We start from the raw sequence: 20744 nt of genomic DNA, 5'->3' as shown, positions 1-20744 counted from the left end.
TATTTAAATTACTCGAATTATTCATTACAATGAATTAAAAGCTTTTTTAAAGCGTTAAGATTACTCAGGCTAAAGTCAATCTTTTTACTATGCATTTCAAGTATCAGCGATGGGATGAACGATTCGCCAAATCTAAGGGACAATCCCCTTTTGATACCCTATGGGATACCTTTCAAGAGCTCCTGACTATTTCCAGCGGGGACGTTCAACAAGCCCTGCGCTGGCTTACGGAACTTGATAATGATTATGACCTAACCGATCGGTTTGATGATTATAATATCGGTGATTTTGTCGATGAACTGAAAGAACGCGGTTACATAGAGCAAGATAACAAACAACAAATATATGTAATGACACGCAAAACCGAGCGAAGTTTGCGCCAACGATCCCTGGAAGAAATTTTCAATAATCTTAAAAAGGGAGCTGCAGGAAATCATCAGACCGATCATACCGGCAAAGGCTTGGAACGTCAGCCCGAAACCCGCAAGTGGCAGCAGGGAGATGATATTGCCAATATCGACAGTGTGGGTACGATGATGAATATGCTTCGCCACAGCAACATCGACCAGATGAAGCTGCATGAAGACGATATCCGTGTGCATGACACCGATCACTACACATCGGTAGCTACGGTATTGCTGATAGATTTAAGCCACTCTATGGTGCTATATGGCGAAGATCGTATCACTCCCGCTAAAAAAGTAGCGATGGCACTCTCAGAACTTATCCTAAATAACTACGCAAAAGATTCGTTGGATATCGTTGCTTTTGGTAATGAAGCCTGGAAGGTTGACATCGAAGATCTTCCCTATCTTAAAGTGGGGCCCTATCATACAAACACCCAGCAAGCGTTGGAACTGGCTCGTCATACCCTGCACCGGCGAAAGTTTGCCAATAAACAAATTTTTATGATCACTGATGGTAAACCATCCTGTATTATTGAGAATGGCAAAATGTACAAAAACAGCTTTGGGCTCGACCGGAAAATCGTGAACAGAGTATTAGATGAAGCGGTTAAGTGCCGACGTGATGATATTGACATCACAACATTTATGATTGCCCGAGATCCTTATCTACAGGACTTCGTTCGAGAACTTACTAAAGCAAATAAAGGACGAGCCTATTTTGCATCTCTTGATAATCTGGGTGGCTACATTTTTGAGGATTACATTCGAAACCGCAAACGGAGAGTAAAATAAAAAAGGCAGCCCTTAACGAGCTGCCCCAAAATAATCTGAAAATGTTTCGCTATCCTAAATGCCAAGCTCCTGCATTACCTGGTCGGTAATATTATACTTTTCCTGAGCTTCATCGGAAGCATAAAGAATAATCGTATCGCCTTGGCTGGTAGTAGTATTAATCACATACGTAAGGCCCATATCTTCAGCAACCGAACCCACAGCATTGTCAATTTGATCAAGAAGCGGACCTACCAACTCTTGCTGTTTCTGCTGTATCTCCTGCTGAATCTGTGATTGATACTGCTGCAACTCAGAATTCAGCTTACCAAGCCGTTCTTCTTCACGTTTACGAGCAGACTCATTAATAACATCTGCTTTTTGCTGATACTCAGTAAGCTGTTGTTGAAAGTCTTGCTGCTTCTTACTGAATTCTTTTCGCTTACGCTCTACAAAGTTTTGCAGACGCTGCTGAACGGCCTTCATCTCAGGCATTTTATTTAATATGGACTGCGGATCAACATAACCTATTTCCATTTGTTGCCCTTGAGCCTGTGCGGTAGAAAGACCGGTAAAGCCAACAGCTAAAAAACAAAGTAGCGATATAGATAGTATTCGTTTTAACATAGTAGAGTGTTTTTTCAATTAATTCTGGTCAGATGTATCGTTAATGTATTGTAAAACTTGCTTAGTAATATCCATTTTATCACTGGCAGCATAGTAGACAACATTCTCGCCGTTGCTGGTTGCTTCATTAATAACAAAATCGAGATCATTATTTTCCGCAACTGTGCTAATAGCCTCATCCATCTTATTGTACAATGGTTCTAATAATGAAGCTCTACGCTGCTGTATCTGCTGCTGAATTCCTTGTCGAAATTGTGTCATCTCAGACTCCATCTGGGCAAGCTGTTGCTCTCTGTTCTGAATTTCGGTATCAGACATACTATCCTGATTCTGCTGAAATTCGGCAACAGCATCCTGAAATTCTGTTGTTTTCTGTTGCAGCTCTTGTCGCTTTTCTTGGATAAAACTATTTAATTCCTGTTCAATTTGAGAACGCTCGGGCATCTGACTTATCACTTCCTGGGTATTGAGATACCCAATATTTAGCTGTCCGAATGCCGATGTAGTTACAACAAAAAGAAATAGGAGAAATAAACTTGCTAACTTTCTAAACATTAGATCAATTTATTTTGGGATTCAATTATTCGGCCTGTGATTATAAAAACTATTTTTATCAATTGCTTGATTCATTTAACGTAATACCAAGCTCTTGTAGTACCTCTTCATTTAAATTCCATTGTTGCTCTCCAAAAAGCATGTTGGAATTTTGGGCACGATCAAACACAAAATCAAAGTTCTGATCCTTAGCTACCTTGTTTATAGCCTCGAATACTTTTCGCTGAATTGGTTCGAGCAGTTCTTTCTGTTTCTCGAAATATTCACCTTCAGAACCAAATTTTTCCTCTATGAACTGTTGGCGCTGCTGAACTTTATGTTGGATTTCCTGCTGTTTCTTCTTTTTCAGCTCTTCTGTATATAAAATTTCCTTGGCCTCAAAATCTTCCTTTAGCTGATCTATTTCCTGCTCCATATTATCCAGTTGTTGATTCCACTCCGAACTAAGTGTACTCAACTGTTCCTGTATTCCCTGATATTCCGACATTTGCGACAAAATCTGATCAGTATTCACATAACCAATTTTTTGATCCTGCGCAGTGGCTATGGTAACGCAAAACATCAGCCAAAAACAGGCAATGGTACTATGTGAAATCAGTTTTACCATTATTGAAATGGTGCACCAATATTAAACAAGAACTGCCATTCGCCGGGCCGGATCGGATTGTTCGGAATTGGAATACCATCCAACCGATAACCATAACTGAGGTCTACCAACCCAAGTATTGGCAAGTAAATACGCGTTCCAAAACCAACGGAACGTTTTACATCAAAAGGTGAAAATTCTCGCGTATCTGCAAAAGCATTACCGGAATCTAAGAACATATAAGGGTGAACCTGTGCCTGTTGTTCGGTAATAGCAGGATAACGCAGCTCAAATGAATACTTAGTGTACAGGCGTCCACCTACGGGTTCTCCGTTCTGAATCGGTGAAATGGAACCATTTCGTCCACCTGGGAAACCACGAAGATCTATATTATCATCCAAAAAGCTCTGGCGCTGCTGCATTTGTGTACCACCCAGTTTAAAGCGTTGGAAATCGCTTCGTTGACTGTCAGTTAAATACCCCAGATAACCATACTCAATCGTATTCGTCATCACTAATTTACCGACGACAGATGTGTGGTTCTGATACGATGATTTCAACTTATAGAACTGTGAGAAACCAGGAAATGGCGGTGCAATTTCACCCGAGAGACTAAGTTTTGAACCGGTTGTAGGTGCAATTGGATTATCGATAGAATTACGCTCTAACACCTGCTTTAGACTCAGAATACTGGAGGTTCCTTCCGCCAAGAATGAAGCACCGCCTGCAACATCATACAACTGATAAGAAACTACAGAACGATGGGTAAAATAATCATCAGGCCAGTCTAACCGCCTACCGAGTGAAACACTGCTTGAAAGCATTTCGTTACGGGAAGAAGTACCTCGATAACTAATTAAATCATAACTCATGTTGACACCCAGCGACAGCGGCCTCCCTCCTAACCACGGCTCTTGAAATCCGAGACTATAACTCTGATAGCCACTACCGGTAACCTGTACCCCCAGTGATAGTTTCTGGCCGTCTCCTGAAGGAATTGGATTCCAACCTTCACCTCTAAGAGCACGCTGGATAGAGAAGTTATTAAAATTCAACCGTGCCGACAGGATAAGTCCAATACCCTGTCCACCAAAACCACCAGAGAATTCAAAATTATCAGTACTCTGCGATTCATCCAGCTGATAGTTAATGTCAACGGTATGGTTTTCACGATCAGGCGAAAGATTGGGCGTAATAGCTTGCGAACGGAAATATCCCAATTGCCCCAGCTCACGGATTGTTCTTACAATCGCTTGCTGACTATACTTCTGTCCAGGTACCGTTCGCAGGGTACGCCGCACAACATCATCGTGGGTCTTATTATTGCCGGTAAAAGAAACTTCTTTGATATAAGCGATTTCATCTTCGTAGATATTCATATTTAAATCCACGGAGTCTTTACCAACAACTTCAATCTCCGGCTCAACTCTAAAAAACAAATATCCAATATCACGATAGAGGCCTGTTATGTCAGTACCTTCCTGGGAAAATTGTGTCTTATTCTGAAATTTTTTCTGGTCAAAAACTTCTCCCTTTTCAAAGCCCAGTACTTCAGTAAGTCGTTCATCGGTATAAACCGTGTTCCCCTCCCAAGAAATATCCCGAACCTTATACTGCGGCCCTTCATCAACCGTAAGGTTTACTTTAATACCTTCGGCAGGAGTTTTTAAAAATACTAACCTGCGCTGCGTATATGGAAAGGTATAAACGGTATCACTTGTTACACGAAAATCAAGAAATCCATGCTCACCATAAAAATCTCTTAAATTCTCCTTCGCCGTTTCAAAGTCTTCTTCTTTAAAAAGTTTTTTAGAAAAGAATTTCCACCAGCGGTCTTCATTAATTTCACCCAGTTCCTTGCGAAGCGTACGATCACTAAACTGCTCGTTACCTTCAAACGCTATTTCCTTGACCTCTAAACGTTCACCAGGATCAACATTAAAATGAACCGTTACCCGATTTCGAACGGTATCAGGCTGAGATTTTTCAACTTCGATATCAGTGTACCAATATCCTTTTTCATCGTAATATCGCTGTATGGTATTTTTAGCCTGCGCCAATGATGATTCAGTAACGGCATATCCTCTTAGCAGGGTAATCTCTTCCTCGAGATCCTTACGATGTGATCGTTTTGTGCCGTGAATCTCAAAACCTTCTAAGCGTGGCTGTTCCTGTACTACAATTTTCAGATATATACCGCCCGACTCGCGATCAGTTTCAAAAATCTCGACATCAGAAAATAATCCTGTTCTATGAAGACTTTTAATAGCTCTTGACAAATCTTCTCCGGGTATGGTTATTTGTGTCCCTACCTGCAGTCCACTGGTACCAATAACAAATTCTTCACGGGATGTTGTTAGTCCCTCTACTTCCACTCCCAGCACTTCGAACTGCTGGGGACGATTGTTCATCGGATTTTCGATATTTAAGGAAGTATCCTGAGAAAATGCAGGATTATAAATGAAGCAAAGGACGAAAAGAGTAACTAATAATTTCTTCACGTGGGTTCGTTGTTGAAACAAAATTGAGCTTACGATATTTATATGAAAGGTTAGGGTGTCAGCTCTTGAACGTATAGACTTGAGGATTTCTTTTGCGAATTCTCAGAAACTTTGCCAAATCTACGTTCTCGTTGTTGAAATGATTGAATGGCTTTATATAACTCCTCTCGGCGAAAGTCCGGCCAGTATGTTTCTGTTATGTATAGTTCGGAATAAGCCAACTGCCAAAGCAAAAAATTGCTGATTCGGTATTCACCACTTGTTCGAATAATTAGTTCGGGATCGGGGACATCGGCTGTTGATAAATGATCACTTATCATTTTATCATCAATTTTATTGGGATCAATATCACCTTCTTTTGCCGATTGAGCCAGTTTTTTAACCGCTTCGGTAATATCCCAACGGCCCGAGTAGCTGAGTGCAAGACATAACTGCAGCCGATCATTATCTTTGGTCAAATCAATAGCTTCTCGTAATTCTTGCTGACAATTTTCAGGAAACCGATCGATCTGTCCTATTGTCTCGAGCTTAATATTATTCTCGTTTAGATTATCGGCCTCTTTTCTCAGTGAACGAGCCAATAAACGCATCAGGGCACTGACTTCCATCTTGGGGCGCCCCCAATTCTCAGTCGAAAACGCATAGAGAGTCAAATACTTAACACCAATTTGTGCACAAGCTTCGGTTACATCCCGTACAGAATCTACACCAACTTTATGCCCGTAAGAACGAATATTGCCGCGACTCTTGGCCCAACGGCCGTTGCCATCCATAATAATAGCAATATGCTCAGGGATTGCCCCCTGCTCTATCAGCGCGGACTGTGACTTCTTGTCACTGCTATTCTGTTCTTTATTTGTGAGCGAAATTGGTTCCAATACGTAGTATCCGTGTTTTATTAAGCTATCAATATTAGAGTTTTATACCCGTTATTTCAAGCTAATACGAATTATAATTTTTCAAATTTTTCAGTTAGCGAAATCATTTCAATTAGGGCAAGCGCAGCTTCTGCTCCTTTATTACCCTTATCCCCTTTGAGCCCAGAGCGTTCCTGTGCCTGCGCTACATTATCCGTTGTTAAAACGCCAAAAACCACTGGCTTATTACCCTTTAAATTAAGATCAGTTACGCCCCGATTCACAGCATCACATACATAGTCAAAATGGGGCGTATCACCTTGTATAACAGCTCCCAGCGTTATTACGCCATCGGTATATTCTAATAATTTTTTTGCTGTAAACGGTAGTTCATACGCACCGGGGCAGCGAGCTATCAATATTTGTTCGTCACCAAACCCTTTACTCTTGAGCGTATTTAGTGCTCCTTCCAGTAATTCATCCGTGATAAAAGAATTCCATTTTGCAATGGCAATACCAATGCTAAATTTATTACTGACGGTATCACCCTGTAAAATATTATCTGCCATAACCTAAACTTTGAGTGCTTTTCGCTGATCAGTCAACCGAACCAATCGGTGCACATATTTGGTATTAATAGTGACGACTCCAAAAAATTTCTGATATTCTTTATCCCCACCATGAAAGTCGCTGCCACCGGTTTTCAGCAGGTTGTGTTTTTCAGCAAATGTCTCTATCTGTTTTTGTCGGTCATAATCGTGGCTCGGATGAATAAACTCAATGCCATCAATTCCGGCCTCGACAAGTTTTTCAAGTTCATCCTCAGAATATAAATTTCCAGGATGTGCTACAACAACAGCTCCCCCGGCTTCTTTTACACTTTTAATAACCTTGTGATGTGAATAATACTCATTATAAATGCTACCAAGCGACTGATCGCTCAGATAGCGAATAAATGCCTCTTTAAAAGATGCAACATATCCCTTGTCAATAAGTACAGAGGCAATATGCGGACGACCAATATTACTGCCATTCGCCTCTGCCTTGACCTCATCAATATTTATATCAAGCCCTTTTTTTCTGAGCTCATTTACAATCCATTTTCCACGTTCAAGCCGGGAGTGATAATGCTGAACTAGTAACTGAGTAATAACTGAATGATCCGGATCAAAGCAATAAGCCAACAGGTGACATTCACGACCGTTAAAATCTGAGGTGATCTCGACCCCGGGCAACAAAGTTATATCTGTTTCTTCTGCTGCCGTCACTGCTTTTCTATAACCGCGAATAGTATCATGATCGGTAATTGATATTACATCCAGGTTATGCTTTTTTGCACTTTTTATAATTTGCTGCGGTGTTGAATGTCCGTCGGATGCTGTTGTATGGATATGTAGATCTGCTTTTGCCACTCCTAATTAGATCCTGCTAAAATACTGTTATACTGTTCATTATTCTGTAATATCGAAACAGCTTTATTGACTACCTCATCATGTGGCAACCAAGCGGCCGTTTGTCCCTGCTGACCTTTATAACGTGCTATCAATTCCAGGTATAATCTTTTTTCGAGGTCAGGGCGTTCTTGTTCGAACTGTTGCTTCTTTTTTTTACCAATAACGTTTTCCAACTCTTGAATATGTTTCTTGCTTTCACCCTTTCCCCCATCAAGTAACGAATCAATTTTTGCCAAATGCTTCTCAGAGGACGTTTGGTATTGAAAATTCTTATCGGACACGAACGACGTAAATTCATCATATAAAGCATCAGAACCAAAAGACTCACTTAAACTGTCATGCATGGCCGCATATTGATTGGCAAAATTAAAAAACAGGTTCTCTCTCAAAAGTGAAGTTTCCAGCAGTGACGGTTCCTCAGCACCCACTTTGATGTCCGGGGCAATGCCGTTGCCATCATAAACCGTTCTGCCATTACGTGTTTTAAATTTTTGTCGGAGTGAATCCGGTTTCAATACCGCACTGTTATTATCATCGTGCGTATAAGTTATAGACTGAATACTGCGTCCGCTGGGGATATAATATCTCGAAATCGTCATTTTAAGAGCCGTATTGTATGAAAGCTGCGTCACAGTTTGCACCAACCCCTTTCCAAAACTTTGTTCCCCTATAATTACAGCCCGATCGTAATCCTGAAATGCCCCGGCCACAATTTCCGAAGCACTGGCACTACCTCCGTTCTGGAGCAATACCAACGGCATCTCCGGCAAAACGGGCGTTTCTTCAGTAGCAAATATGTTATTATGCTGACTTTGACGCCCTCGTGTTTCAACAACCATCTGATCTTGTGGAATAAATTTGTCAACGGTACCTACCGCCTCTTCTAACAATCCACCGGGATTATTTCGGAAATCTAAAATTATTCCATCAAGCTTATTATTTGAGGTAAGATCTTGAATCGCTTTTCGTACCTCTTCGGCCGTGCCTTTTGAGAAACGATTTAACAAGATGTAACCAATATTCTGCGAGTCTCCCACCAATCCTGCATATCCTACATTTTTCACCTCAACTCGCTGACGCTCTAACTCAAACTCTATGGGGTTATCAAGTCCATACCGCTTAATCGTTAACGTAACGGTGGATCCCAACTCCCCATCTATCAACTCTTGTACTTCCTCAGGCATTAAATCTTCAACTGCTACGCCATCAACTTTAATAATAACGTCGCCCGCCCGAATACCTTTGCGATGTGCTGAATAGCCTTCGATAGGTGCAATAACTACAATTTGTCCATCCCGAAATCCTACATCCAAACCTACCCCTCCATAACTTCCGCGACTGATGATCTCCATATTTTGCTGTTGAGCTTCATCAACCATAACGGTATAGGGATCAAGCGATTCCAGCATCGCATCAATCCCTTTGCGCATCAGTTTTTCGGGATCTACTTCATCCACATACTCCAAAGAAACCGTCCGGTATACTTCGCTGAAGATGGTGAAGTTCTTTTTGATGAGGAAATAGATATCCGGATTACGTGCCACACCTATCAGCGCTAAAGAAGTCAGCGCCAGCACTCCGGCAACTAAAAATTTCCTCATCTTACCCATTGAAGAATATCTTATTTAATCTTCAACTGTTGACCAACATAAATTCTTGATCCGTTGAGATTATTCAACCGCTTAATCTGATTTATAGATACCCCAAAAGAGTTGGCTATTTGTATCAGGGTATCATTGGATTGCACAGTATATGTCACATTGTTTCCATCATCAGCCGACGCCAAATATGCTTCTGTTATATCTTTGCCGGATCGTTGCTCACGCTCCAATTCTTGCTTTTTACTAAAAGACATGCTGTTAATCTGGCTGTAATACGACTGCTTTGACTGTGGAACATGAATCGTCAGATTTTGTCCAGGACGAATATAATTTGATATCCCATTCCAAGAACGTATTTGCCATGCCCGAACATCATACCATTCAGCAATATGGCCAATGGTATCTCCATCTTTTACCTTATAGGTAAGCTGGGTTGAATTAGCCGGCGCTTTTGACTTGGATCTTTTTTGTCTTGTAGAGGTATTCCCTCGGGGCTGATGGGTAGGTTTATTAACAGCAATTTTTTCGTTGCTTCCCGGCGCTAAAGGTACTACAACTTTTTGGCCGGGATGAATGGTGTTTGACAAATTTTCATTCGTCTCATAAAGGGCCCGTACCGAAGTACCATATTTTCTTGCAATATATCCTAAGGTCTCTCCTCTATTCACCGTATGCATAGCTACATTTTGGCTGCGTTCTTCTTTTGGGATGTCCTCGTAATTTGCAGCAAACTGTTCTTTTGTTCCTTTCGGCAACTTTAATGAATAACTGTTGCCGGGAGGTGTTGCCCAACGTCGAAGCTCCGGATTATAATCTTTCAGTTTCTCCGTTGTAATTCCGGCAGCATCAGCCAAAGCGTCAAGCGGCATCAATGCAGCCACTTCAAAAACCTCATAATCGTATTCTTCAGACTGATATTGCCCTGTAAACCCAAATTGTTCCGGATTCATCTCAATCATCGTTGCTGCTATAAATCCGGGAACATACCCCTGCGTTTCGCGTGGCAAATAAGGGAGTGCAGCCCAATAGTTTTCCTCACCGGCTGCTCGAATAGCTCTTTTCAATCCGCGGGGACTAATATTGTAATTCGCAATAGCCAAGTGCCAATCTCCCCAAATGTTGTATAAATCTTTCAAATGTCGTGCCGCTGCACGGGTTGCTTTTTCGGGATCACGCCGTTCATCAACCCACCAATTGACCTCTAACCCATACATAGAACCTGTTGCTTGAATAAACTGCCACATTCCCACGGCTGATGCCCAGCTACGTGCCTTGGGGTTCAATCCACTTTCAACCATCGCAAGATGCATTAACTCTGTGGGCACTCCTTCCTCTTTAAATATCTTTTCCATCATCGGGAAGTACTTCTTAGTGCGTGTTAACCACGTCTCCATCACTTCGGGACGCTTAAGTGTAAAGTACATCAGGTGTCGATTAACCTGCCGGTTTTGCACAAGGGGTACTTCCGTTTTGGGGGTCGTAATATTATCCGGAAGCACATATCCCTCGCTCATCCACTCATCATCTCCAGAATACAATTCTTCTTGAACCGCAAAAATTTCGCCTTGGACCTGTTTTGTAGAATCATCCACTCCATAGAACGATCGATATTCGGTCATTACCGAGCGGTATAGCGCACTAAATCGCTTATTGGATTGCACTTCGGGATAGGTGTCCAAAAGGTTCTGCATAGCATTTAGAGCGTCGGTAATATGCGTCTCGGCACTCAGCGGATCATCCTGAAGTTGTGCTTCAATAGCATTTACATTCATCCGATATATATCAGCGATACGGCGCATCAAATCTTTTTGAAAATCGTCGAGCTTCACTTCCGGCCGAGCTTCTTCCTCTGCAAAATTATCGTCACCCGATTCCATAGGATTATTATAGGGAAGCAGCTTGGCTGGCATAGGAGTTTCCTCCAGTTGGATATCCTCATCCTGTTGCTGAGCAAGTATGGGGGCAACACCTATGATTAAAATAAAAACAAGTAAAAGCTGTATCTTATTCTGCATAGAATTCTTCGGTATAGAGTTAAATTTTTCGATACTCTCCTATTAATAACGTCAATTTCGACTACTTGTCCAACGTTGTACCAACGGCCAACGTCTGCCTGACCCGAAAGCCTTGTCACTAACTTTTATAGCAGGAACAGCCTGAAAGCGCTTATATTCATTACGATCTACCAGTGCGACAATTTCTTGAACGGTATCAATGTCAAAGCCTTGGTCAGCAATTTCTGTAATTGAGAGCCGCTTTTCAATATAAGCCTCCAAAATAAGATCTAAAATATCATATTTTGGCAAACTATCTGCATCTTTTTGAGCCGGACGTAATTCAGCACTTGGCGGCTTATTAATTATTGCTGATGGAATAACTTCTTCTCCATAATATTCTTCATTGAGCCAGTGAGCCATCTCATACACTTCAAGTTTATACAGATCAGCTATCACTCCCAAGCCCCCAGCCATATCACCATATAATGTGCAGTAACCGGTTGCCAGCTCAGATTTATTTCCAGTATTCAACAACATATTCCCAAATTTGTTGGAGTATGCCATTAACAACGTACCCCGAATGCGCGGCTGCAAGTTCTCCTCAGCCACTCCAAACGGCGAATCTTTTAAAAGCGGGTCTAAAGCTACATTAAACTGGTCATATAAATCTTTAACCGCTATCTCATGTAACTCAATTCCAAGATTATGCGCGAGCTGCTCTGAATCTGTAACGCTCCCTTCTGATGAAAATTTTGACGGCATGGTAATGCCAACTACATTTTCGGCTCCTAAGGCCTCCGTTGCAATGGCAGCAACTAACGCAGAATCAATCCCTCCGCTTAATCCCAAAACAACATCATCGGCAATACCTGTTTTGTCAAGATAATCCTGCAAACCCAGCCTCAAAGCATTGAACATCTGGGCAATTTCCGCTGAAACTTCTGCAGGCTCCGGTCCTACATTTTCTAACATATCTGCTTTGGGGTTCCATTTGAAATCAATATGTGCCTCGTCAAAAAGCGGGGCTCTCCCCACTACTTCAGCATCACTGCTAATAGTCATTGAATCCCCATCCGAAACTAATTCCGTATTCCCACCTATCTGATTGGCGTAGAAGATGGGAACCCCCAAACGTTGAGCATGCTGCTGTAACATTTTTTGACGTTTGTGGGGCTTGTCTTTGGTATAGGGGGAAGCCGAGAGATTGAAAATTGCTTCCGCACCTCTTTCCACCAACTCTTTGGCAGGATTTACATCATAGGTCACATAAGGAAGCTCAAAATTATGCCAAATATCTTCACAAATTGTAATCCCAATTTTTGTGCCTTTGAACTCAATACATTCAAAGGTATTATTGGGCTCAAAATATCGGAGTTCGTCATACACATCATAGGTAGGTAGCAACGTTTTATGAACTTCTGCTATTTTATAACCATTCTGGACCAACAAAGCACTATTAAAACAGTTCCGTCCAGTCGCATTGTTATTAGGAGTAATTGTTCCAAATAAAACAGCCGTATCTCTTGAATTTACTTTGAGCCGATCATTCGCCTGGTACACCGTATCTAAAAAAGATTGATGCTCAATCAAATCCATCGGGGAATACCCACAAACCACTAATTCCGGAAGCACAAGCAAATCCACATTATCCGCTTCTGCATTAGCTATAGCCTCTTCAATAAGCGTTAAATTGCCATTGATATCACCTATGATAGGATTTAACTGTTCTAAACGGATGATCATATCAATAATTATTTACTCGTCTGCGGAATATACTTTTTCGCCGCCCATCCAAGTTTCGAGCACTTTGGTTTGCCAAATCTCAATTTCCGGAACCTCAAAGAAGTCACGATCTACAAGAATAAAATCAGCCCGCTTACCCGGCTCTAAACTACCAAGCATATTTTCTTGATGAGCAGCATACGCAGCATCTAGCGTAAAAGAGCGCAGTGCTTGCTCACGAGTCAAACTTTCGGACGGATACCAACCGCCTTCGGGATTCCCTTGATGATCTTGCCGTGTTACCGCTGAATACAAGCCGTAAAACGGATTCACATGTTCTACCGGAAAATCCGATCCCGAAGCAACAGTCGTTCCCTGATCAACAAACGATTTCCAGGCATAACCGCCTTGAATGCGTTCGGGGCCCACACGATCTTCTGCCATATTCATATCACTTGTGGCATGGGTGGGCTGCATGGAAGCGATAATATTAAGCTCATTAAAACGGGGAATATCCTGCTGAGAAACGATCTGTGCATGTTCTACTCTATTTCTCAACCCTTGGTCTCCCAAGCTATCCTTAGCATTTTCAAATGCATTCAATACCTGGCGATTTGCCGCATCCCCGATAGCATGAATATTCGTCTGAAAGCCATTCGACATTGCTTTCAACACCATCTGGTTCATCTCCTCCTGGGTATGGAACAACAAGCCGGTATTCCCGGGATCATCAGAATAAGGTTCCAACATGGCCGCCCCACGGCTGCCCAATGCTCCGTCACCGTAAATCTTAACGCTCCGCAGTGCCAACAGATCATCCGCATACGAAGTAATAGGACCATTTTCAGCGAGTGTATCAAATGTATCTCCGGTTCCACTAATCATGGCATAAATGCGCGTAGATAATTTTCCCTCATCAGCAAACTTTTTATAGAGCTTCCAGGTCTCTGCAGAAACTCCTGCATCATGAACACTGGTCAATCCCTTGCTTCGCATTTGCTGAAGTGCATTTTGTAAGGCCATCTGCTGCTCTTTGGTCGTTGACTCAGGAATATGTGAAGCAATAAGCTGTTCTGCCTCATCTATAAACACTCCGGTAGGCTCACCATTTTCATCTCGTATTATTTTGCCACCTTCCGGTGCTTCAGTTTCAGCAGTAATGCCTGCCATTTCCATCGCCTTACTATTCGCCCAACCAGCATGACCATCCACACGACTCAACCAAACAGGACGATCACTTACCACCTTATCGAGATCTTCGGCGGTGGGAAAATCGCCCTCTCCCCAATGCGTATTATTCCATCCTCGACCTTCAATCCACTTTAAATCCGGATTTTCAGAAGCATATTCCTCAATATGTGCTAAAGCTTCATCAAGGGTTTTGATACCCATCAGATCTACATTCATAAGCATTGTTCCTAATCCCATCACATGGGCATGGGCGTCAATAAGACCCGGAAGCATAACCTTTCCTTCACCGTCAATTACTTCCGTAGAAGCATCAGCGGTGAACGTGGTATCACCATAAACATCTACCACTTTACCATCTTTAAATTCAAGTGCCCCAAATTGAATCAGATCCCCGTCATAAAACGTATATCCCTTGATGTTTTGGACCACCGTTGCTTTTGGACTTTGAACATTTTGACACGCATAACCTGCCAAACCCACAAATAAAATAGCTGCAATTAAAGGTCGAAGATTAAACATATATACAGATATAGTTAAAAATTAAGCTTCTAAATTTATAACAATCCCATTAGGATTAAAAAGCAGAGTACCTTCACAAACGTAAGAAACTGTTAAAATACGGGATAGTTAAACCGTTGATCCCAATTTTGTATCTTCTCCACAAGACTTGAAGGGGCAAAATCTAATTCAGACAGTTCATCGACAGAAATCCATTGTAAATTGTGCAACAATTGACGATCCCAAGATAATTCGGGGTCTTTGCCTAACTTTTCCGTGCCTCCCCTCTTCTTTACTTCGAAAAAACATTCTACCGCATGGTAAGATTTGCGTAGCAGCTCATTCATATGCACCAGCTTATGAACTTCCACGGAAAGGTTAGTCTCTTCTTTAAATTCACGTTTGAGACAATCCTTCATGGATTCTCCGAGCGTAAGTCCGCCGCCCGGCGGCATCCAAACCAGCTTTTCGGTAATGGGGGAATGAATTTGTGCCAGCAGTATTTCATCATTTTGGATCAGCAGTCCACAAACTCGTACTCGCAATTTATTGGCAAACGTCTGATCCGATGACATAATTTTCCTGTTAGTTGATAACAACCTTTTCTCGTTTAATGGGCTCAGCCAAATCGTTGTCTTTGGCATGCTTTAAGCTGGCCTTAACAAAATCCACAAATAGCGGCTGCGGATTATTCACCGTAGAACAATATTCGGGATGAAACTGCACGCCCACAAACCAGGGATGATCAGGTAATTCAATAATCTCAACAAGATCACGTTCGGGATTAAATCCCACCAACTTCATACCGTCTTCTACCAACTTGTATCGCAAGTTGTTATTCACCTCATACCGATGACGATGACGTTCTTGTACAAGTTCTTTGCCGTATGCCTCATACGTCTTGGTATCCTTTTTAATCTTGCAATCATAAAGTCCAAGACGCATAGTTCCCCCTTTTTCTTCAATATTTTTCTGATCCGGCATCAAATCAATAATCGGATACTCAGTATCCTCATCAAATTCGGTACTGTTGGCCGTTTCCCATCCACAAACATTTCGCGCATACTCGATAACGGCACACTGCATTCCCAAACAAATGCCCAGATAGGGAATTCCATTTTCACGTGAATGACGAGCAGCGGCTAATTTCCCCTCAATTCCGCGTCCGCCAAAACCGGGAGCCACTAAAACACCAGAAACATTTTCCAGGCTTTCGGCAATATTATCGGCAGTTAAATCATCAGATTGCAGCCATCGAATATTCACTTCACAACCGTTTACCGCTCCACCATGAATCAATGCTTCCACAATTGATTTATAAGCATCATGATGTTCCACATATTTACCGACCAGCGCGATAGTTATTTCGGTGGATGGATTTCGAATTGCCTCTACAAATCCTTTCCACCTCTCTAAATCCGGATCACCGGCCTCGAGTTTCAGCTTTTCAATCACTCGCTCATCAAGTCCCTCACCCTGCATCAAAAACGGAACCTGATAAATACTTTCGGCGTCCAGCGATGCAATCACATCGTCATATTCAACATTACAGAACTGGGCAATTTTATTGCGGATAGTATCATCGAGCTCGTATTCTGATCGAGCTACAATAATATCGGGCTGGAGTCCACTTTCGGAAAGCGTTTTTACGGAGTGTTGAGTCGGCTTCGTCTTGAGTTCACGGGCTGCCGACAAATACGGTACCAGTGTTAAATGGATGGAAAGCGTATTTGCTCGTCCCACATCATACCGCAGCTGACGTACCGCCTCGATATACGGCAGACTTTCAATATCACCAACCGTACCTCCTATCTCGGTAATTACAACATCATAATCCCCGGATTCACCCAGTTCAATAATATGCGACTTAATCTCATCGGTAATATGCGGAATTACCTGAACGGTTTTTCCCAGATAGGCCCCCTGACGCTCTTTCGAGATCACATCATTGTAAATACGTCCGGTAGTAACATTATTTTCCTGGGATGTCTTGATATCCAGGAAACGCTCGTAATGTCCCAAATCGAGATCGGTTTCTGCGCCATCTTCGGTCACGTAAACTTCTCCGTGTTCGTAGGGATTCATCGTCCCGGGATCCACATTAATATAGGGATCAAGCTTTTGTACAGTCACGCTCAACCCGCGTGCAACCAGCAAACGCCCCAGCGACGCACAAATAATTCCCTTTCCCAGTGAAGATGTAACTCCGCCCGTTACGAAGATATATTTGGTGGACATGTCAGATCAGTTTGATTAGGTAAAATTAAAAATAGAATGTTTCCGCTCACCATTCAAATCCGAATGAATATTTTTTGAAATTTATCCCAAAATATGCCTTAATATTGTCGATCAGGAATAGTATTATTATTCCAATCTAAGGATTAAAAGAAAAGCCTCCTGAATGAACTTCTCACACCTCCACAATCATACGCAGTTTAGTATGCTCGATGGTGCCGCGAGCATCAATCAGCTCATCAAGAAATCAAAAAAACACGGCATGCCCGGCATCGCCATCACCGATCACGGAAATATGTTCGGGGTGCCTGAATTTGTCAATACCGCCAATAAGCACGACGTTAAACCTATTATTGGCTGCGAGTTTTATGTAACCCCTTCCGGGATAGAGGACAAAAAAGATCGTACTCGCTACCATCAGGTATTGCTGGCTAAGAACATGACAGGCTATAAAAACCTGTCTAAGTTGTGTTCATTGGGATATACCGAGGGGCTATATTATAAACCCCGCATTGATAAGGAAACACTGGCCGAGCATGCAGAGGGACTTATTGCTACCACCTGCTGTATTGCCAGCGAGATCAACCAGACAATCATCAACAAAAGTGAGAAGGAAGCGCGCGCCATTTTTGAATGGTACCTCAATCTTTTTGGAGATGATTACTACATCGAACTGCAGCGTCATGGCCTTAATGATCAGGACCGATGCAATGAGGTTTTGGTCAAATGGTCGAAGGAATACAACGTCAAAATGGTGGCCACGAACGACTGCCACTATGTAAATGAGGAGGATTCGGAAGCCCACGATATTTTACTTGCCCTGCAGACCAATGCCGACATCAACGATCCCAACCGCTTTCGTTTTACAGATGACGACAACAATCTAAATACCGATTTTTACCTGAAGACGCCTGAAGAAATGGAGGAGTTGTTTAGTGACCTCCCCCAGGCCATTGATAATACCAACGAAATTATTGAGAAGGTCGATAATATTGACCTCAGCTCAGAACTTCTGCTTCCCCATTACAGCATCCCGGATCAGTTTGATTCGATGGATGACTACCTGCGTCATCTGACGTATGAGGGGGCAAAACAACGCTACGGAGAAATTACTCAGGAAGTTAGTGAACGTATTGAGCAAGAGCTGGGTATTATCAGCCGGATGGACTTCTCCGGCTATTTTCTAATTACCCAGGATTTTACAACCGAAGCTCGCAAGCGGGATGTTTTCGTTGGTCCGGGTCGTGGCTCGGCTGCGGGCTCAGTTGTGGCCTACTGTTTAGGGATTATCAATGTAGATCCCATGCGGCATGATCTTCTTTTTGAGCGTTTTCTAAATCCCGAGCGTGTAAGTCCGCCGGATATCGATATCGACTTTGATGATAGTGGTCGACAGGAAGTAATTGATTATGTTGTTGAAAAATACGGCCGCGAGAAGGTTGCTCAGATCGTGACCTACGGCACGATGAAAGCCAAAACTGCTATCCGCGATGTAGGTCGTGTACTGGGCGTGCCGCTTCAGGAAGTCAATCGTATCACCAAACTGTTTCCGGATCAACCGGGCGTTAATACGTTTGACAAGGTGTTGGATCCCTCCCAAAATCCTGAATCGGCTAAAGATATTAAAGAACTTTTTGATCATCCTGATCCTCAAGTACAAAAAATGATGCGTTTTGCCCGAACGCTGGAAGGTTCTGCGCGACAAACAGGTATCCACGCAGCGGGAGTAATTATTGCCCCGGGTGAAATCAGTGAATATGTCCCGGTTGCGCTTTCCAAAGACAAGGAGTTGATTACGCAATATGACGGCCCTCACGCCGAGGAGTGTGGACTGCTTAAAATGGATTTTCTCGGCCTAAAAACGCTGTCTATCCTAAAAACATCCATCAAGTATGTAGAAAATAATCACGGGATTCACTACGAGCTGGATGAGATTCCCGAGGATGATGAAAAGACCTTTGAGCTGTATCAAAAAGGAAATACCATTGGCACCTTCCAGTTTGAGTCGGATGGAATGCGCAAGTACCTCAAGCAACTAAAACCGACAGAGCTGGATGATCTTATTGCGATGAACGCCCTCTATCGTCCAGGTCCCATGCAGTTTATCCCAGAATATATCGATCGCAAGCACGGGCGTTCGGAAGTGGAATATCCACATCCCGACCTGGAAGAGCTCTTAAAGCCGACCTACGGCATTATGATTTACCAGGAGCAGATTATGAAAGCGGCTCAGAAAATTGCCAATTACTCACTCGGTGAAGCGGATTTGCTTCGACGAGCAATGGGTAAGAAGAAGCAAAAGGTGATGGCCGAGCAGCGCGAAATTTTCACCAATCGCGCAATCGACAATGGAGTCTCCGAGGAAAAGGCCGAGGAGCTTTTCGATATTATGGCCGAGTTTGCAAATTACGGCTTTAACAAATCGCACTCAGCGGCCTACTCGGTAGTGGCCTACCAAACAGCCTTTTTCAAAGCCAACTATCCGGCGGAATACATGGCGGCCGTGCTCAGCCACAATATGGGCGACATCGATAAGGTGTCAAAATTTATCGAAGAGTGTAACCGCATGGGCATTACCGTTGATCCACCTAATATTAATACCGGCCAGGGAAAGTTTGTGGCCGTAGACGGGCGTATCCAATACGGGATGGAAGCCATTAAAGGCGTAGGATCAAATGTTGTTGAGGAGATCGTTAAGGAGCGTGAAGAAAATGGAAAATTTGATTCCATATATGATTTTGCGCGCCGTGTTGATTCCAGTGTCTGTAATAAGCGAACGCTCGAAAGCCTTTTCCAGGCCGGAGCTTTTGACGAGCTGAATCCCAACCGAAGACAACTCTTGCAGCATATGGAGATTCTACTCAGTTATGGATCACGCGTGCAGGAGATGGAAAACTCTAACCAATCAGATCTGTTTGGCGATGGAGGTGACAATGCTTCTGCGATTGATGAACCCCAGCTGGAACCGATTGATCGTTGGTCGAATATTGAGCGGCTTAATAAAGAGCGTGAACTCATCGGCTTTTATCTGAGTGGTCACCCCCTCGATAAATACCAAGAAGACGTGAACATGTTCTGTTCGCATACCTTGGATGCCGAAAAACTTAATCAACTTAACGACGGTACCGATGTACGTGTAGCGGGTATCATCACCAAGGTAAATCGCGTGACGGACAAAAAGGGACGTCCCTTTGCATTCCTGGAGATGGAAGATCGTCACGGTCATGTGGAAGTAGTAGTCTTTAACGAAGTATATGATCGCTGCCTGGGTATGATTCAGGAAGATACCCGCGTTGTTGTTGACGGTAATTTTGACTCATCCCGTGGCAAATTACAAGTCATTGCCAATGGTTTTGAACGAATTGAAAGTATGCGTGAAAAATATCAGGATCAGATTGAATTAAAGCTGGATATCGACACCAATTATGTTGATGAGGAAGACCTCCGGCAAATGGCCGAACTCTTTAAACAGAATCGAGGCGAAACAAATGTACGCTTTAATGTGTTAAGTAGTGAGGCTAAGCGTCCATTTGCTATGCACGTACGAAAATTTGTGATTGATCCCAATGAAGAACTACTTGATGGGTTAAAAACCATCATTGGCAAAGATGCCGTTGCTCTGAATCGCTATAACGGTAATGGGAGGTAAGATAAGTTTTGGTAATGCGTTCTATAACAAGAAACGATGTGACAATTGGATAATATTATCCGATATTAGTTGCGTTGTAATGAAGGTTATGTA

Annotated in this window: 15 protein-coding genes; 2 read left to right on the top strand and 13 right to left on the bottom strand. The window is 42.7% G+C overall.

The features are described from left to right. The first annotated feature begins 89 nt into the window (after positions 1-89). Entirely contained in the window at positions 90-1199 is a 1110-nt protein-coding gene (locus CK503_RS11670) for a vWA domain-containing protein (protein WP_095607002.1), read from the top strand. A gap of 54 nt (positions 1200-1253) precedes the next feature. Here CK503_RS11670 and CK503_RS11665 read toward each other — a convergent pair whose 3' ends face one another. The 13 genes from CK503_RS11665 to pyrG form a co-directional block, all read right to left on the bottom strand. Then, a complete protein-coding gene (locus tag CK503_RS11665) occupies positions 1254-1805 on the bottom strand; it encodes an OmpH/Skp family outer membrane protein (protein WP_095607001.1) in 552 nt (183 codons plus the stop codon). Positions 1806-1823: 18 nt separating this feature from the next. After that, a complete protein-coding gene (locus CK503_RS11660) occupies positions 1824-2360 on the bottom strand; it encodes an OmpH/Skp family outer membrane protein (protein ID WP_095607000.1) in 537 nt (178 codons plus the stop codon). A 58-nt stretch (positions 2361-2418) separates the two neighbouring features. Next, positions 2419-2967, bottom strand: coding sequence for an OmpH/Skp family outer membrane protein (locus tag CK503_RS11655; protein WP_095606999.1), 549 nt, complete (start codon positions 2965-2967; stop codon positions 2419-2421). Beyond that, positions 2967-5447 (bottom strand): outer membrane protein assembly factor BamA, encoded by a 2481-nt coding sequence (gene bamA, locus CK503_RS11650; RefSeq protein ID WP_255233403.1) that lies wholly within the window; start codon positions 5445-5447, stop codon positions 2967-2969. Before bamA ends, CK503_RS11655 begins: the two co-directional genes overlap by 1 nt. Before the next feature lie 50 nt (positions 5448-5497). Next, a complete protein-coding gene (uppS, locus tag CK503_RS11645) occupies positions 5498-6325 on the bottom strand; it encodes an undecaprenyl pyrophosphate synthase (RefSeq protein ID WP_095606997.1) in 828 nt (275 codons plus the stop codon). A 71-nt stretch (positions 6326-6396) separates the two neighbouring features. After that, positions 6397-6873: a 6,7-dimethyl-8-ribityllumazine synthase gene (ribH, locus tag CK503_RS11640; protein ID WP_095606996.1), complete on the bottom strand. Its 477-nt coding sequence runs from the start codon at positions 6871-6873 to the stop codon at positions 6397-6399. 3 nt (positions 6874-6876) lie between these two features. Further along, positions 6877-7716, bottom strand: a complete 840-nt coding sequence (locus tag CK503_RS11635; RefSeq protein ID WP_095606995.1) for a PHP domain-containing protein — start codon at positions 7714-7716, stop codon at positions 6877-6879. Positions 7717-7718: 2 nt separating this feature from the next. Next, complete coding sequence (locus tag CK503_RS11630) at positions 7719-9359, bottom strand: S41 family peptidase (RefSeq protein WP_255233402.1); 1641 nt, start codon at positions 9357-9359, stop codon at positions 7719-7721. A 20-nt stretch (positions 9360-9379) separates the two neighbouring features. Next, positions 9380-11374, bottom strand: coding sequence for a LysM peptidoglycan-binding domain-containing protein (locus CK503_RS11625; protein WP_095606993.1), 1995 nt, complete (start codon positions 11372-11374; stop codon positions 9380-9382). A 51-nt stretch (positions 11375-11425) separates the two neighbouring features. Next, entirely contained in the window at positions 11426-13099 is a 1674-nt protein-coding gene (locus CK503_RS11620) for an NAD+ synthase (RefSeq protein ID WP_095606992.1), read from the bottom strand. 12 nt (positions 13100-13111) lie between these two features. Beyond that, positions 13112-14788 carry an amidohydrolase gene (locus tag CK503_RS11615; protein WP_095606991.1) on the bottom strand — a complete coding sequence of 559 codons (1677 nt, stop codon included), beginning with the start codon at positions 14786-14788 and terminating at the stop codon, positions 13112-13114. A 92-nt stretch (positions 14789-14880) separates the two neighbouring features. After that, on the bottom strand, positions 14881-15342 hold the full coding sequence (locus tag CK503_RS11610) for an NUDIX domain-containing protein (protein WP_176466302.1): 462 nt from the start codon (positions 15340-15342) through the stop codon (positions 14881-14883). A gap of 10 nt (positions 15343-15352) precedes the next feature. After that, positions 15353-17005, bottom strand: coding sequence for a CTP synthase (gene pyrG, locus CK503_RS11605; RefSeq protein ID WP_095606989.1), 1653 nt, complete (start codon positions 17003-17005; stop codon positions 15353-15355). Between the two features lie 163 nt (positions 17006-17168). Here pyrG and dnaE point away from each other — a divergent pair, with 163 nt between their 5' ends. Further along, positions 17169-20651, top strand: coding sequence for a DNA polymerase III subunit alpha (gene dnaE, locus CK503_RS11600; protein ID WP_095606988.1), 3483 nt, complete (start codon positions 17169-17171; stop codon positions 20649-20651). Positions 20652-20744: the final 93 nt, after the last annotated feature.

The organism is Fodinibius salipaludis (genome assembly GCF_002287075.1).
In the GTDB taxonomy this organism is placed as follows: domain Bacteria; phylum Bacteroidota; class Rhodothermia; order Balneolales; family Balneolaceae; genus Fodinibius; species Fodinibius salipaludis.
The sequence above is the reverse complement of the archived record's forward strand: the minus strand, read 5'-3'. Positions and strand labels throughout refer to the sequence as shown.

Coding starts and splice junctions, on each gene's coding strand:
- CK503_RS11670 (WP_095607002.1), top strand. CDS start 90: ATGCATTTCAAGTATCAGCGATGGGATGAACGATTCGCCAAATCTAAG.
- CK503_RS11665 (WP_095607001.1), bottom strand. CDS start 1,805: ATGTTAAAACGAATACTATCTATATCGCTACTTTGTTTTTTAGCTGTT.
- CK503_RS11660 (WP_095607000.1), bottom strand. CDS start 2,360: ATGTTTAGAAAGTTAGCAAGTTTATTTCTCCTATTTCTTTTTGTTGTA.
- CK503_RS11655 (WP_095606999.1), bottom strand. CDS start 2,967: ATGGTAAAACTGATTTCACATAGTACCATTGCCTGTTTTTGGCTGATG.
- ribH (WP_095606996.1), bottom strand. CDS start 6,873: ATGGCAGATAATATTTTACAGGGTGATACCGTCAGTAATAAATTTAGC.
- CK503_RS11630 (WP_255233402.1), bottom strand. CDS start 9,359: ATGAGGAAATTTTTAGTTGCCGGAGTGCTGGCGCTGACTTCTTTAGCG.
- CK503_RS11625 (WP_095606993.1), bottom strand. CDS start 11,374: ATGCAGAATAAGATACAGCTTTTACTTGTTTTTATTTTAATCATAGGT.
- CK503_RS11620 (WP_095606992.1), bottom strand. CDS start 13,099: ATGATCATCCGTTTAGAACAGTTAAATCCTATCATAGGTGATATCAAT.
- CK503_RS11615 (WP_095606991.1), bottom strand. CDS start 14,788: ATGTTTAATCTTCGACCTTTAATTGCAGCTATTTTATTTGTGGGTTTG.
- CK503_RS11610 (WP_176466302.1), bottom strand. CDS start 15,342: ATGTCATCGGATCAGACGTTTGCCAATAAATTGCGAGTACGAGTTTGT.
- pyrG (WP_095606989.1), bottom strand. CDS start 17,005: ATGTCCACCAAATATATCTTCGTAACGGGCGGAGTTACATCTTCACTG.
- dnaE (WP_095606988.1), top strand. CDS start 17,169: ATGAACTTCTCACACCTCCACAATCATACGCAGTTTAGTATGCTCGAT.